A 14040-nucleotide genomic window follows, 5' to 3' on the forward strand; every position below is an offset into this window, starting at 1 on the left:
CGGGCATGAGGGCAAGGCGGCTCCGTAAACTGGGCCGCTTTGCACGCATGAACCTCGTCTCCCGCTGGCTCGAGAGCCTTCGCGAAGTGGCACTGGCGCACTGGGTCGCGGCCTTCTGCCTGGCCGTGCTGGCCGTCGGCGTGCAGGCGGTGCAGCCCGACCGCAAGCCGCGGCAGCCCGTCGAAGCGCATTGGGTCGGCAGCTGGGCCGTGGCGCCGCTGGACTTTCGCGAGCTGGCCGCGAACCCTGCCGTGAAGCACAAGCCCGCCCCCGGCGGCGATCAGTTCCGTGGGCAGACGCTGCGCCAGCAACTGGCGCCCACGCTCTGCGGCGATCGCATCCGCATTCGTTTATCCAACCGCTTCGGCAAGGCGCCGCTGCGCATCGCGGCGGCGAGCGTGGCGCGCAGCACGGGCGGCGATGCGATTTCTCCGTCGACGCTGCGGGTGCTGCGCTTCGGTGGCCGCGCGAGCCTCACCATCGCGCCCGGCGCCGAGGCGTGGAGCGATGGCGTGGACCTCCGGATCGAGGCGGGGCAGACGGTGGCGGTGAGCGCCTTCTTCGATCGCGCGACGCCCTATGGCACGGTGCATCTCCTCTCGGTCGACACGAGCTGGGTCGCTCCGGGCAATGCGGTCGCGGCGTCGAAACTGCAGGGCGCGACGACGCTGCCGCTGAACCACATCGTGACCGGCCTGGACGTGCTGACCACGAAGTCGGTGCGCACCGTGGTCGCGTTCGGCGACTCGATCACCGCGGGCGGCGGCGAGGGCGGCGACGGCGCGTACCCCGACATGCTGGCCACGCGCCTGCGCGACAGCCCGCAGGCGGCGCACGAGGTCTCGGTGCTCAATGCCGGCATCGGCGGCAATCGCCTCCTGGTCGATGGCATCGGCCCGCACGGGCTTTCGCGTTTCGCGCGCGATGTGCTGGGGCAGAGCGGCGTGACGCACACGATCGTGCTGCTGGGCACCAACGACATCGGCCGCAGCGTGTTCCTCGGGGCGCCGGGAAATCCCGACACCGCACGCGATCTTCCGACTGCCGAGCGCATCACCGAGGGGCTGCAGCAACTGGTCAAGCAGGCGCGCGCCAAGGGCATCAAGGTGCTGATCGGCACGGTGCCGCCGTTCAAGAACACGCCCTATTGGAACGATGGCAACGAGGCCATGCGCAACGCCGTCAACCGATGGATCCGCAGCCGCCAGGACGTCGACGGCGTGATCGATTTCGACGCCGCATTGCGCAACCCCGCGGACCCTCAGGCCTTGAACCCTCAGTTCGACAACGGCGACCACCTGCATCCCAACAAGGCGGGGCACGCCGCGATGGCAGCCGCCATCGACCTGAAGGAATTGCAGGAGTGAGCGCTGGCGCGGCGTCGAAAGCAGCCCAAAAGTCGCGATACAGCTTTACACAAGATTTCGTGTAAGGCTTACAGGCCGTTGACATGGGCTCATCAGCATGAAGGCTCCAACCACTCATGAGGAGTCCCCCATGAAAAAACTCGCAATTTCCTTCGCCGTCGGCGCTGCCTCGTTGCTCTCGATGGGCGCTGCAATGACCATTCCCACGACGGCGCAAGCGCAGCCCGTGGTCATCCAGGTCGCACCCCCGCCGCCGCGCTCGGAGCGCGTGCCGCCGCCGCGCCGCGGCTACGTGTGGGCACCGGGCCACTATGAATGGCGTGGCGGCCGCCACGTGTGGGTGCGCGGCGTCTATGTGCGGGCCCGCCCGGGCTACGCGTACCGCGCGCCGGAGTGGCGTGAGAACAATGGCCGTTGGGAATACAACCGCGGCCGCTGGGACCGAGACGGCGACGGTGTGCCCGATCGCCGCGACAGCCGCCCCAACAATCCGAACCGCAACTGACCTTGCGCCCCGGCGGTGACGCCGGGGTCGCGAAGACCCTCTAGCGGATGCTGACCAGCTCGAGGGTCTCGCGCACCTGGAACGCGCCGCCGCTGGTGCCGCCGCGCGTCTGGGCCTCGAAGCGGACCACGCGTCCGAGTTCGGGCGAGAACCAGACATCGGCCTTGTATGCGCCATATTGATTGCCGACCACCGCGCCCGCATTCGCGAAGCGTTGCGTGAACCCCCGGTACTCGATCCGCACTGCCTTCATCTCCTTGCCGCCGACATTCACCACGGTGTCTTCCATCACAGTCGCGTCGAGGTCCATGTTGATGCGCGTGCCGCCGAAAGTGGACCCGTAGCGCGTCCGCCATGCGGCTTCTTCCTTGAGATTCGCCTTGCCCCAACCGCCGGGCGGCATGGCCGCGTCGAACTCACCCGCGATGGCCGTGGTGACGCTGACCACTTCGCCGCCGGGCTTTTCGATCCAGCCGCCATTGTTGAAGCTGATGCGGTCGTCGGTGGCTGGGTCCGCGCGGTAGAACACCTTGCGGTAGGTGTTGGTCAACCGGTCGTGCAACTGGTACTCGATGATGTTCGGCCTGCCCGCTGCAGTGGTCGCCATCGTCGTCGTGCCGCCTGCTGTCGCAGTGGGCGGCAATGCGGCCAGGCGTTCGATGGCCACGCGGCCGCGCGCAGGCAGTTCGGCAATCCATGCCGAGGGCATCGCGAGATTTGCCGCGGGCGTCGTGCCAAGCAACCCCACCAGCCGCCCCTGGGCGTCGAACAGCCCGGCACCTCCGAGCCCTGCTTCGGCTGGCGACGCAAGTTGCAGCGCTTCGAGTTCGCCTGAGCCGCTGCGTCGCACGCCTGCGAGCATGCCGATGCCGAGCGTGAGTTCCTTGCCTCTGGGCGCTCCGACGATGTAGAGGGGCATCCCGACCTGCAAGGCCGTCGCCGGTGCGATGGCCGGCGTGGGCGGCGCGAAGTTGGCGATTCGCAACTGGCACAGATCGCGCTCGACATCCGGATATTCCAGCGTCGCGCCGTAGCTCACGTTGTCGCGCTTGAGTGCCACCGAGCTGGCCTTCGCGAGCAACTGGCAGCTCGTGACGGCCGTGCCCGCTCCGGTGGCCACAGCGCTGCCTGTGGCCAGGGTCTTGCCTTGCGCGTCGCTGGCCTGCACCACCCAGACGGCTGGGGACACGCGCGTGAAGAGCGCATCGGGCGCGAGCGGGATCTGGGCCGATGCGGGAAGCGAGACCGCCAGGGTCAGTGCGAAGGGAGCGAGCAGATGTCTCATCGGGTGGGTTGCAGGAGCAGTCGGAGATCGTTGACGGGCGTCTTGGCGAAAGGCGTGGCCTCGGAGGCGACGGGGACCGGGGCGGGGACAGGGTTCGGAGCGGGCGCAGCCGCCGGTTGAGCGGCAACGGCCACAGGCGCTTGCACATTCGGCGCAACCGCCGCTTGCCGGACGGGAGTCGCGGTCGCAGTCGCAGCGGCGGCCGTGGGCGTTGCAGGGAGCGATGGTGCAGCCGGCGTCGTGCTCCCCGCCTTGGTCGAGACCGGCGCCGTGCCGCCGTAGGCCAGCGGCGGCAATGCACCGCGGCCTTCCGTTTCGCCGACCCGCGCGAACGCCGGGCGGCCGACGAGAAAGCCGATGCCGACGCTCATCCGCACATACGCGGTCTGCTTGGGCCGCAGCACGATGTCGATGCTGCCCTCGGCCTCGGTCTGGGCGGTGGCCCGGTAGGTGCCGGCGGGCCTGTCGATGAAGAAGAAGCTGTTGGGTTGCGACTTGCCGACGACCTGGCCGTTGACCACGACCTCGGGCTGGACCGCCATACCCACTATCGAGTCGCGATAGAAGTAGATGCGGCCGTCGTTCTCGCCGAGAGAGGGGAGGTTTTGCGAAACCTCCGAAAAACGCGGCCCGGTGGCCGAACATCCGAACAGGCAGGCTGCAAGAACAGCCAGCACGCATCCACCAAGCCAACGTCGCATCGCGCCTTCTCCTCTTTTGGCGCCGGATGCTACACCCGCCCGCAGCGGCGGGTGCCGGGCGGCTTCAGCGGAACACGACCGTCCGGTGCCCGTTCAGCAGCACCCGGTGCTCGCTGTGCCACTTCACCGCGCGGGCCAGCACCTGGCTCTCGGTGTCGCGGCCGCGGGCCGTGAGGTCTTCGACGGTGTCGGTGTGGTCGGCGCGGGCCACGTCCTGCTCGATGATCGGGCCTTCGTCCAAGTCGGCCGTCACGTAGTGGGCGGTGGCGCCGATCAGCTTCACGCCGCGGTCGTGCGCCTGGTAGTAGGGCTTGGCACCCTTGAAGCTGGGCAGGAACGAGTGATGGATGTTGATCGCGCGGCCCGCGAGGTTGCGGCACAGGTCGTTGCTCAGGATCTGCATGTAGCGCGCGAGCACGACGAGTTCGGCGCCTTCGCTCTCGATGATTTCCAGCTGCTTGGCCTCGGCCTGCGCCTTGGTCGCGGCCGTCACCGGGATGTGGTGGAACGGCACGTTGTAGCTGGCGGCCAGCTGGTAGAAGTCGCGGTGGTTCGAGATGATCGCGCGCACGTCGATGGCCAGGAGGCCGCTCTTCCAGCGGAACAGCAGGTCATTGAGGCAGTGGCCTTCCTTGCTCACCAGGATCACCGTCTTCATCGGCACGGTGGCGGCGTGCAGCTGCAGGTTCATGCCGAAGCCGGCAGCGAAGGTCTTGAGTTCATCCCGCAACGCGGCTTCGCCGTGGTCGCCACAGGCGAAGCGCACGCGCATGAAGAACAGGCCCGTGCCGTGGTCGTTGTACTGGGCGGCCTCCTCGATGTTGGCGCCCCGCTCGAGCAGGAAGCCCGAGACGGCATGCACGATGCCCGTGCGGTCGGGGCACGAGAGGTTGAGGATGTAGGCCGGCGAGGTAGGAGTTGGGGTCGTCATCAGGGGCAGGATTGTCGCAGGGGTGCCAGAATCCCGATTTTCCCTCGACAGATAACCGCAGGAGCGAGACATGGCCTACCAGGACTTCGACATGGGCAACCAGTGGCTGCCCTTCACCCCCAACCGCCATTTCCAGAAAGACCCGCGCGTCTTCGTGGCGGCCGACGGCATGGAGTTCACCACGCACGACGGCAAGAAGGTGATCGACGGCGTCTCCTCGCTCTGGTGCGTGGGCGCGGGCCATAACCGCAAGCCCATCAACGAGGCCATCAAGACGCAGCTGGACACGCTCGACTACGCCACCGCCTTCCAGGTCAGCAACGACAAGGCCTTCCGCGCGGCCGAGATGATCGCCGCGCTCGCCCCGGGCGATCTCAACAAGGTGCTGTTCTGCAATTCGGGCAGCGAGGCCGCGGACACCTCGATGAAGGTGGCGCTGGCCTACCACCGCGCACGCGGCGAGGGCCACCGCAACGTGTTCATCGGCCGCGAGAAGGGCTACCACGGCGTGGGCTTCGGCGGCATGTCGGTGGGCGGCATCCCGGGCAACCGCAAGGTGTTCGGCTCGGCGTTCCTTCCGCGCGTGGACCACATGCGCTTCATCCACGATCCGGTGAACCACGCCTACATCCACAACGAAGAGCCGGTGTGGGCCGAAGACCCGCTGGTCGAGCTCGAGACGCGCATCCTGCCGCTGCATGATCCGAGCAACGTCGCCGCGATCATCGTCGAGCCGGTGGCCGGTTCGGCCGGCTGGTACCTGCCGCCCAAGGGGTACTTGAAGCGCCTGCGCGAGATCTGCGACAAGCACGGCATCCTCTTGATCTTCGACGAGGTCATCACCGGCTTCGGCCGCATGGGCACCAACTTCGCGTCGGACTATTTCGGCGTGGTGCCCGACATGCTGAACTTCGCCAAGTGCGTGACCAACGGCGTGATTCCGCTGGGCGGCGTGATCTGCCGCGACAAGCTCTACGACGCGATGATGAAGACCGACGCGCCCGAGCATGTGGTCGAGTTCTTCCACGGCTACACCTATTCGGGCCATCCGGTGGCCTGCGCCGCGGCCATCGCCACGCTCGATCTCTTCAAGGAAGAAAACCTCTTCGCCCGCGCCGGCGACATGGGCAAGGTGCTGGGCGATGCGTTCCACAGCGCATTCAAGGGCCTGCCCAATGTGATCAGCATCCGCAGCCTGGGCCTGGCCGCGGCGGTGGAGCTCGCGCCCATCGCGGGCACGCCGGGCAAGCGCGCCTTCGAGATCTTTTTGGACTGCTTCCACAAGGGCGCGCTGGTGCGGCCCGCGGGTGACGTGTTGGTGATGGCACCGCCGTACATCGTGGAAAAGTCGCACATCGACACGCTGGTCAACACGCTGGCGGATTCGATCAAGAAGCACGCCTGAGCGAATCGGCTGCGAGCCGGCGAAGGGCCGAGCCCTGTTGCCGGCCTTGTTGCCGGCCTTCTTGCCCGCGTCAGCTGCTCGCGCGCGGCGCGGCGTGCAGCGCGATGCAGTTGCCTTCCGGGTCTTCGATCTCCGCAACAAAGCCGAAAGCGTCCACTTCGGTCTGCGGATAGAGCACCGTGCCGCCTGCCTCGATGGCCTTGGCAAGCGTCGCCTGGATGTCGGACACGCTGAAGTAGATGCGCGCACCCGATTTTCCTGGCAGGTAGCTGTCGCCTTTTGCAAGCGCGCCGCTCGCACCGTTGCCGTCGTCGGCATGAGGGAAGAACGCCATGTCGTTCCCATCGACAGTCGCCCGCTCGAAGGCGTACCCAAAGACAGCGACGTAGAAGCGGATGGCCCGCCCCATGTCCAGCACTGGAATCTCGAAGTAGGACACAGGGTTCATGGCAACGGCATTGTGCCGTCGACCTGCTTCATGGCGCCTCGTTCAGGAGGCCGCCGGGGCCTTGGCGGGCCGGCGCAGCTCGGCGCAGTAGTCCTTCTCGGGCAGCGGCGGCGTCAGCCAGGTCTTGTCGTATTCGCCCGGCGGGGTGGTGTTGCTTGCCGAGGCCAGCAACCGCACCGAGGAAATCTTCACGTCGTCGGGCAGGTGCTGCGGCACGCCGAGCGCGCGCACCGCGTGACCGGCGCCGGCGATCAGCAGCACCGTCTTGCCCGGCTGCCGGGCCTTGACGATGGTCTGCGCCATGGCGCGGTCGCGGCCCACCTGGATGCGCGTCATCGGGATGATCTGCGACTCGGGCAGCAGCTTGCAGTGGCCTTCGCGCACTGCGTCCTGCTGCGCGGTGTAGGCCTCGCCGTTGAGCTGCGCGTCGAGCGACACGTCGGCCATCGCGTCCTTCATGCGCGCACGCGGGAGGTTGGCGCCGACCACCGGCACGCCGGCGCGCACGGCCACCATCACGGCGGGGCCGTAGCTGGCCCAGGGCCAGGCCTTGTCGTTCCAGCCGAGCGCGGCCTGCACCTGGGCCTCGCTCGCGGTGGCGGCGACGTGGGCGGTGCTGCGGCCTTCCTCGGCCATCTCGAGCGCCAGCGCGGCGAGCCGGCCGCGCGCCACCAGCGCCTCGACGGTCTCGCGCTCGATCACGTGGTGCTCGGGTGCATCGTGCTGTTCGCCGAGCAGCAGCGCGTCGACCGGCAGCAGTGCGGAGACGCGGTCCGCAACGGGCGCATCGGGGCCGGACGGCACGAGGGAGCACGCCGCGAGTGCGGCGGCAGCCACGAGCGGGAGCAGGAATCGGGGAGCCCGCGCGGGCCAGTGTTGAAAAGGCATCGGGCCATACTATGCCCGCGGCGCCCTTGCGGCTTGCCATCCAAATCCGCTTTCTCCTGTCCCTTTTCCTCGTCTTTTTCCCTGTCCGTGCGTTCCCGTTTTCTCGTTCGCGTGCTAGCCACGCTGTTGCTTGCGCTGGTCGCTGCGGGCGCCTGTCTCGCCCTGCACACGCCGCTGCCCTGGATGATCGGCCCGCTGCTGGCGGTGTCGCTCGCCTCGATCGCGGGCGCGCCCACGGCCAGTTCCACGCCGCTGCGCAATGCCGGGCAATGGACCATCGGCACCGCGCTCGGTCTCTATTTCACGCCGCATGTGGTGTCACTGGTGGCTGGCGTCTGGTGGGCGATTGCGCTGGCCATCGCGTGGGCGCTGCTGCTGGGCTGGGGCTTCGGGCGCTGGCTGCATGGGCTGCATGCCGCGCGCATGCCGCATGTGCCGCCGCGTTCCATGAGAGCCACGACTTACTTTGCCGGCGCCATCGGCGGCGCGTCGGAGATGACGCTGCTGGCCGAATCGGCCGGCGCCCGCACCGACCTCGTGGCGGCCGCGCACAGCCTGCGGCTGGTGGTGGTGACGGTCACGATCCCGTTCGCGATGCAGTGGAGCGGGCTGCAGGGCCTGGAGATCAACCCGCCCGGCGTGCGCGAGGTGAACGCGGGCGGGCTGGCGCTGCTCGCGCTGGCCACGGCCCTCGGCGGCCTTGCGATGCGCGCGCTGGGCCGAACCAACCCGTGGTTCATTGGGCCATTGCTGGTGGCGATGGGGTTCACGATCGCCGGGCAGTCGCTGTCGGCGGTGCCCACGTGGATGTCGAACGCGGCGCAGCTGGTGATCGCCGTGAGCCTGGGGGTGCGCTTCAGCCGCGAATTCCTGCACACGGCGCCGCGCTGGCTCGGCTCGGTGGCGCTGGGCACCGTCGGCATGCTGGTGCTGTGCGGCGGGGTGGCGTGGCTGCTGGCGTGGGCGACCGGGCTGCATCCGGCCACGTTGCTGCTGAGCACCTCGCCGGGCGGCATCGCGGAGATGGCGATCACCGCCAAGGTGTTGCAGCTCGGGGTACCGGTGGTGACGGCCTTCCAGGTGTGCCGGCTGGTGGCGGTGCTGTTGCTGGTCGGGCCGATGTTCCGGTGGATCTACCGGCGCAAGGCCGGCGCCCCATGAAAAAAGCGCCCCGCGGGGCGCTTTTTTTCGCTGGGTGGCCGGTCGTTCAGTGGACCAGCACGGGGGTGTGGGCCAGTTCGGCGTAGCCCTCGAGGGTGTCCTCGACCTCTTCCTGCGTCGGGGTGTTGAGCTGCCAGGCGGCGATCTGCTGCTGGAACAGTTCGGCCCAGGAGCCGTCGAGGTACACCTCCTTGCCCGATCGCTTGTCCACGATTTCGAAACCGTGGCGCTCCAGCACCGGAACATTGGGCTTCGCGGGCTCGTCGCCGTCGTTCGGCTGCACGTGCACGACGACGAAGGACTCCGAGTCGTAAAGCATGTTCATGGCGGGCCCAGTGAGGATGTCGATGGCGTTCATATCGGGTTAGATAGCAATCAACGCGCCAGTTTCAAGAACAGTTGTCGCCGGACGGTTAACTTATGAGACTTTTTGCCTCAATTGGGGGGCCCTTCGGGTAGGGGTTTGCGCAATTGGGCGTCAGCGAAGTCGCCGTTCGCCTCGGTCTGCTTGATGCGGATGGGCAGGTAGCCGTACTTCGGCGCGAGCCACAGCTCCAGTTTCCGGTCGAATTCCTTGCGGGGCGTGCGGGTGAGCTTGCGCGCGGTGTATTCGCCGGCCGGAAGCTGCAGTTTCTCTTCGTCGCCGACCACGAAGACCCAGACGTCGCCGTCGCGCACGCCCACGGTCTGGACCGAGATCCGGGTGCCCGCCGGGTAGCGGTCGGGGCTGGCCGCCAGCAGGCCGCCCAGCTGCATCATGACGCTCATGCGGTCCTGCGCGCCGGGTTGCAGGGGCACGGGCGGGGCGTTGTTGCTGAAGATGATCTGCCCCTGGTCGCGCACGAAATGCGAGGCCACCTCGGCCTTGCGGCTCTCCGAATAGCGCTCGGGCTCAAGCCCAGAGGGGCCGATCTTGCCGGTGCTGTGCCAGTTCAGCAGGGTGAAGAACACCGCCTTGAGCGTGAGCCGCCCGTCGTAGCGGGTGCCGTCCTGCAGCCAGATCAGTTCACCGAACACGCCGCGCTGCGGGGAGGCGCCGGTCTGGCCCGTGGCTTCGAAATCGAGGGTGACGGAGCCGGGAATCCGCAGCGCCTGGGTGCCGGCGATGGTGCCGGAGGCTTCGCTGCCGGCGGCCGCCGTGCCGCCCGGGGTGCCGCTTCCGGTGCCGGCAGCGGTGGCTGGTGCAGCTTCCGGGGCGGGTGCGCTGGCGGGCGTTTCGGGCGGCGTTGCTCCTGAATCGGCAGCGGCTTGCGCCGTCAGGTCGGGCGTTTCCGGGGCAGGTTGTGCGGACGCGTCGGGTTCGGGAGAGGGCTTCGGCTTGGGCGGCGTGGGGGCGCGCGGGCGTCGGGGCTTGGGCGGCGCTGCCGGCTTGGCTTCTACCGGCGCTGCGGCCGGGGCCGATGCCGCGGGCTTGTCCGCCGCGGGAGGGGCGATCACGATCGTGCGGGTGATGAACTTGTTCGCCAGCGGCGAGGGCTCCGGCCCGACCGCCATCGGCGCCACCCCGAGCACCACGAGGTGTACCAGCGCTACCGCCAGCGTCAACCCGACCAGCGCCCGCCAGGACGGACGCCCGGGCAGGCCCGTGGACAGCAAGGAAGGAGCGACGAGCGTCGACATCAGGTGTGGAGTGGGCGTTTGCACGGAGGTTCAGAAGGGCCACCTCGGTACACTGCCGCCCGTTCAACCAGTTTAGTGGGAGCGGCGCCCGGCCTTCGTGTCCGCGCCGTGTCCTTCATCACGCACCGCATCATGAAACTCGCCACCCTGAAGGACGGCTCGCGCGACGGCCAGCTCGTCGTCGTCTCGCGCGACCTCACGCTCGCCCACTACGCCACCGGCATCGCGAGCCGGCTGCAGCAGGTGCTGGATGACTGGGGCTTCATGAGCCCGCAGCTGCAGGACCTGTACGACGCGGTCAACACCGGCCGCGCACGGCATTCGTTCCCGTTCGACCCCGCGATGTGCATGGCGCCGCTGCCGCGCGCCTACCAGTGGGCCGACGGCTCGGCGTACCTGAACCACGTCGAGCTGGTGCGCAAGGCCCGCAACGCCGAAGTGCCCGAGAGCTTCTACACCGACCCGCTCATGTACCAGGGCGGCAGCGACGATTTCCTCGGCCCGGTCGACGACGTGATCGTGCCCAGCGAAGCCATGGGCATCGACTTCGAGGCCGAGATCGCCGTCATCACCGGCGACGTGAAGATGGGCGCCACGCCCGAGCAGGCCCTGGACGGCATCCGCCTCGTCATGCTGGCCAACGACGTGAGCCTGCGCAACCTGATCCCGGCCGAGCTGGCCAAGGGCTTCGGCTTCTTCCAGAGCAAGCCCGCCACCGCCTTCAGCCCCGTGGCCGTGACGCTCGACGAGATCGGCGAAGCCTGGCAGGACGGCCGCGTGCACCTCACGCTGCAAAGCAGCTGGAACGGCCGCAAGGTCGGCATGTGCGACGCCGGCCCGGAGATGACCTTCCACTTCGGCCAGCTCATCGCGCACATCGCCAAGACGCGCAACGTGCGCGCCGGCAGCATCGTGGGCAGCGGCACGGTGAGCAACAAGGGCGTCGAGAAAAAAGACGGGCAGGTCGATTGGCCCAAGGGCTATTCGTGCATCGCCGAGAAGCGCTGCATCGAGACGATCCAGACGGGCGCGCCGGTCACCGAATTCATGAAGTTTGGCGACACCATCCGCATCGAGATGAAGGGGCTGGACGGGCGCTCGCTGTTCGGGGCGATCGATCAGGAGATCGTGTCGACGAATGGAAGGCCGAATGAGGCGCCGGTGTCGTTGGTGAAGCCGCAGGCGGAGGAAGCAGCTGAGGATTGATTTGCTCTTATGAGGGCAAAAATCAATTAAAACGCTTTAATCTCGTGGTAATTGACCTCATAGGAGCAACAAGCTCACCTTGCCGAAATTGACCTCAAAGAAGCAAATTTCATCCTTTTGCTTGTTTGAAAAGTGATAATGCCCTCATGAGGGCAAATTCATGAAGCTAACCCTTGAAGTGCTCCCGGAGCTGGCATCACGCCTTAAGACCGAACGCAAGCGTCAAGGGTTGTCGCGGATCCAGGCCGCCTCGGTTTGCGGTGTCAGCCCCTCGTTCATTCGGGATGCCGAGAGCGATCCTGGCCGTTGCTCGCTGCAGAAGCTGCTGCTGCTGGCCACGGGCCTTGGCCTCGAAGCGAACCTGGGCGGATGGCAAAGCGCGGAGACAGCACCGTCGCAAGGGCTTGCCGAATGATCCGGCTGCGCATCTGGGCCAACGCCCGTCCCCTGGGGTGGTTCGGCCACGCTGCCGGCGAGTACTTCTTCCAATACGACCCGCAGTGGCTGGAGCAGCCGGGCCGCTATATGCTGGCGCCGCAGTTCCCCTTGCGGACCGAGCCCTTTACCGGCAACGCGGTGCGCGTGTTCTTTGAGAACCTTCTGCCCGAAGGAGAAGCACTCGACGACATCGTCAGCGCCATCCATCTGCGGGGGGCGTCGTTCTTCGATCTGCTGGGGCGCCTGGGTGCCGAACTTCCCGGGGTGCTCTCTTTGCTGCCCGCCGACGCGCGGCCCGCGCCTTCGCAGGAATACGCGCCGCTGCCGTTCGAGGTGTTGAGCCGCCGGTTGGCCGACCGGGAGCGCACGCCGCTGCTGCTGTCCAACGCCGAGGCGACCATGTCGCTGGCCGGAGCACAGGACAAGATCGGCCTGCGCTTCGACGCGAAGACCGGCCGGCTGAGCGACAGCGTGGGTCCCTCGCCCACCACGCACATCCTCAAGCCCGACACGCGGCAGGCGCGCTACCGGCCGAGCGCGATCAACGAATTTGCATGCATGAAGCTGGCGCGGGCGCTCCGGCTGCCGGTTCCCGATGTCTGGATGCTGCGCATCCCCGAGGCCGCCTATGTGGTCGAGCGCTACGACCGACTCCTGGCGGCCGGCAACATCGTGAGCGTGCACCAGATCGACGGCTGCCAGCTACTGGGGCATGGACCGGGCTGGAAGTACGAGCGCGCGGGCGGGTTGGCCAGCATCCCGCTGCTGGTGAAGTCGCTGCGCGCGCTCGCCGTGCGCGGCATCGACCTGCTGCAGTTCCAGCGTTGGGTCATGTTCAACTACCTCGTCGGCAATTCGGACGCCCACGCCAAGAACGTGTCGGTGCTGGTCGACGACAAGGGCTTCCGCCTTGCGCCGTTCTATGACCTGCTGTGCGTGCGCGCCTATGGCGACACCGGCCTCGCCCTGTTCATCGGCGATGAGACGACCTTCGATGCCGTGGGACGCCATTCCTGGGAAGCCTTGTGCGATGACTGCGGCTTTCGCCTGAACGAAACGCTTGCGGAGTTCTCCAGGATGGCGCGTGCGCTGCTGCATGCATGGGGCAAGGTGCGGACAGCGATCGACAAATCCCATCAACCCGACGATGCCGAGATGGCGGTGCTCGAAAAGATGACGCAGGTGTTCGAACTGCACGTGCGGCATGCCCTCTTGATGACTGGCGCCACTTAGCGCGAAGGACCTGTCCCGCGCAGCAGGTCTTTCTGCGTCTTGATCCCCAACCGCCGGAACGCACGGTACTGATGCGTCCGCACCGTCGTCAGCTCGACGCCTATCTCCCGCGCCGCTTCCTTCGCGGTCTTGCCCGCCATCAGGTGGCCGATGACTTCGCGTTCGCGCAGGCTCAGCGTCAGCAGCCGCGAGGCGAGGGCGGGCGCTGCGGATTCGCGCACGGCCATGGCGCTGCGGCCGTGCGCCGCGGTGGCGTCTGCCAACAGCGTTGCATGTGCCTCGATCCGCGCGAAGTCGCCCGCATCGAACTCGGGCTGCGCAAGGCTGCGGTAGAAGCTCACCGCCACGCGCTGGCCGGTCGGCAGCAGCAACAGCACCGAGGCGCGCTCGCGGATGCCGACGTCGCCGTAGCAGGCGGCGCGGTAGGCCGGGTCGGCCACTTCCTCGGCGCGCTGGTGGCCCAGCCAGAGCTGCGCGCGCTGGGGCAGCTTGCGCGCCGCGAGCCAGGCCATGTTGGGGTCGAGCAGATCGAAGCGTTGCTCCACGTAGCGCTCGGTGGTGCGCTCGGCCGTGCTGCCATAGCTGCTGGCGGCCGACACGGCCTCGATGCGGCCCGTGCTGCTCACCGCGAAGACGGTGCAGAAGGTGACCGGCATCACGCGCTGCATCGCCTTGAGGTAGCTCGTGGCCAGGTGTGGCGTGCCCACGCCGGAGAGCACGTCGCCGACGACGGCCGCAGCCAGCGCTGCGTCGGAGGGGTGGATGCGCCAGCGTCTCATGCGTTCGGGAGATAGGGTAAATACTTCATACGAAGTTATGACATTGGCGGCAGCCGTGCATCGGGACAATCCC

The 14040-nt window shown here is 67.7% G+C and carries 15 protein-coding genes; 7 read left to right on the top strand and 8 right to left on the bottom strand.

What is annotated here, in order from left to right:
- Nucleotides 1-47: 47 nt before the first annotated feature.
- Together RT97_RS04635 and RT97_RS04640 are read left to right on the top strand one after the other, a co-directional pair.
- The gene (locus RT97_RS04635; RefSeq protein WP_172672153.1) at nt 48-1367 is read left to right on the top strand and encodes a GDSL-type esterase/lipase family protein; all 1320 of its coding nucleotides are present in this window, start codon (nt 48-50) and stop codon (nt 1365-1367) included.
- A gap of 130 nt (nt 1368-1497) precedes the next feature.
- Nucleotides 1498-1872 (top strand): YXWGXW repeat-containing protein, encoded by a 375-nt coding sequence (locus tag RT97_RS04640; protein WP_042577609.1) that lies wholly within the window; start codon nt 1498-1500, stop codon nt 1870-1872.
- A gap of 40 nt (nt 1873-1912) precedes the next feature.
- Here the strand turns inward: RT97_RS04640 and RT97_RS04645 are convergent, their stop codons facing one another.
- From RT97_RS04645 to purU, 3 genes are all read right to left on the bottom strand, one after another.
- A complete protein-coding gene (locus tag RT97_RS04645) occupies nt 1913-3157 on the bottom strand; it encodes a S1 family peptidase (RefSeq protein WP_052810543.1) in 1245 nt (414 codons plus the stop codon).
- Nucleotides 3154-3858 carry a DUF2846 domain-containing protein gene (locus tag RT97_RS04650; RefSeq protein ID WP_042577610.1) on the bottom strand — a complete coding sequence of 235 codons (705 nt, stop codon included), beginning with the start codon at nt 3856-3858 and terminating at the stop codon, nt 3154-3156. Before RT97_RS04650 ends, RT97_RS04645 begins: the two co-directional genes overlap by 4 nt.
- Before the next feature lie 64 nt (nt 3859-3922).
- The gene (gene purU, locus RT97_RS04655) at nt 3923-4789 is read right to left on the bottom strand and encodes a formyltetrahydrofolate deformylase (protein ID WP_042577611.1); all 867 of its coding nucleotides are present in this window, start codon (nt 4787-4789) and stop codon (nt 3923-3925) included.
- A gap of 70 nt (nt 4790-4859) precedes the next feature.
- Between purU and RT97_RS04660 the strand changes: the two genes are divergently transcribed.
- The gene (locus tag RT97_RS04660) at nt 4860-6194 is read left to right on the top strand and encodes an aminotransferase class III-fold pyridoxal phosphate-dependent enzyme (protein ID WP_042577612.1); all 1335 of its coding nucleotides are present in this window, start codon (nt 4860-4862) and stop codon (nt 6192-6194) included.
- A gap of 70 nt (nt 6195-6264) precedes the next feature.
- Here RT97_RS04660 and RT97_RS04665 read toward each other — a convergent pair whose 3' ends face one another.
- Together RT97_RS04665 and RT97_RS04670 are read right to left on the bottom strand one after the other, a co-directional pair.
- Nucleotides 6265-6642, bottom strand: a complete 378-nt coding sequence (locus RT97_RS04665) for a VOC family protein (protein WP_042577613.1) — start codon at nt 6640-6642, stop codon at nt 6265-6267.
- A 42-nt stretch (nt 6643-6684) separates the two neighbouring features.
- Nucleotides 6685-7530 carry a ChaN family lipoprotein gene (locus tag RT97_RS04670; RefSeq protein WP_042577614.1) on the bottom strand — a complete coding sequence of 282 codons (846 nt, stop codon included), beginning with the start codon at nt 7528-7530 and terminating at the stop codon, nt 6685-6687.
- An 87-nt stretch (nt 7531-7617) separates the two neighbouring features.
- Here RT97_RS04670 and RT97_RS04675 point away from each other — a divergent pair, with 87 nt between their 5' ends.
- Complete coding sequence (locus RT97_RS04675; RefSeq protein ID WP_042577640.1) at nt 7618-8691, top strand: AbrB family transcriptional regulator; 1074 nt, start codon at nt 7618-7620, stop codon at nt 8689-8691.
- A 46-nt stretch (nt 8692-8737) separates the two neighbouring features.
- Here the strand turns inward: RT97_RS04675 and RT97_RS04680 are convergent, their stop codons facing one another.
- Both RT97_RS04680 and RT97_RS04685 read right to left on the bottom strand, forming a co-directional pair.
- Nucleotides 8738-9016 carry a BTH_I0359 family protein gene (locus RT97_RS04680; RefSeq protein WP_042577641.1) on the bottom strand — a complete coding sequence of 93 codons (279 nt, stop codon included), beginning with the start codon at nt 9014-9016 and terminating at the stop codon, nt 8738-8740.
- 110 nt (nt 9017-9126) lie between these two features.
- Nucleotides 9127-10311 carry a DUF3108 domain-containing protein gene (locus tag RT97_RS04685; RefSeq protein ID WP_042577615.1) on the bottom strand — a complete coding sequence of 395 codons (1185 nt, stop codon included), beginning with the start codon at nt 10309-10311 and terminating at the stop codon, nt 9127-9129.
- Nucleotides 10312-10443: 132 nt separating this feature from the next.
- Here RT97_RS04685 and RT97_RS04690 point away from each other — a divergent pair, with 132 nt between their 5' ends.
- The 3 genes from RT97_RS04690 to RT97_RS04700 all read left to right on the top strand — a co-directional run bounded on the left by RT97_RS04690 (nt 10444) and on the right by RT97_RS04700 (nt 13188).
- Complete coding sequence (locus tag RT97_RS04690) at nt 10444-11517, top strand: fumarylacetoacetate hydrolase family protein (RefSeq protein ID WP_042577642.1); 1074 nt, start codon at nt 10444-10446, stop codon at nt 11515-11517.
- A 160-nt stretch (nt 11518-11677) separates the two neighbouring features.
- Nucleotides 11678-11932 (top strand): helix-turn-helix domain-containing protein, encoded by a 255-nt coding sequence (locus tag RT97_RS04695; protein ID WP_042577616.1) that lies wholly within the window; start codon nt 11678-11680, stop codon nt 11930-11932.
- Complete coding sequence (locus RT97_RS04700; RefSeq protein WP_042577617.1) at nt 11929-13188, top strand: HipA domain-containing protein; 1260 nt, start codon at nt 11929-11931, stop codon at nt 13186-13188. Before RT97_RS04695 ends, RT97_RS04700 begins: the two co-directional genes overlap by 4 nt.
- Here the strand turns inward: RT97_RS04700 and RT97_RS04705 are convergent.
- Entirely contained in the window at nt 13185-13967 is a 783-nt protein-coding gene (locus RT97_RS04705) for a helix-turn-helix transcriptional regulator (protein WP_042577618.1), read from the bottom strand. The genes RT97_RS04700 and RT97_RS04705 overlap by 4 nt on opposite strands.
- Nucleotides 13968-14040: the final 73 nt, after the last annotated feature.

Origin of the sequence: Variovorax paradoxus, assembly GCF_000834655.1 — a bacterium.
GTDB classification, from domain to species: domain Bacteria; phylum Pseudomonadota; class Gammaproteobacteria; order Burkholderiales; family Burkholderiaceae_C; genus Variovorax; species Variovorax paradoxus_F.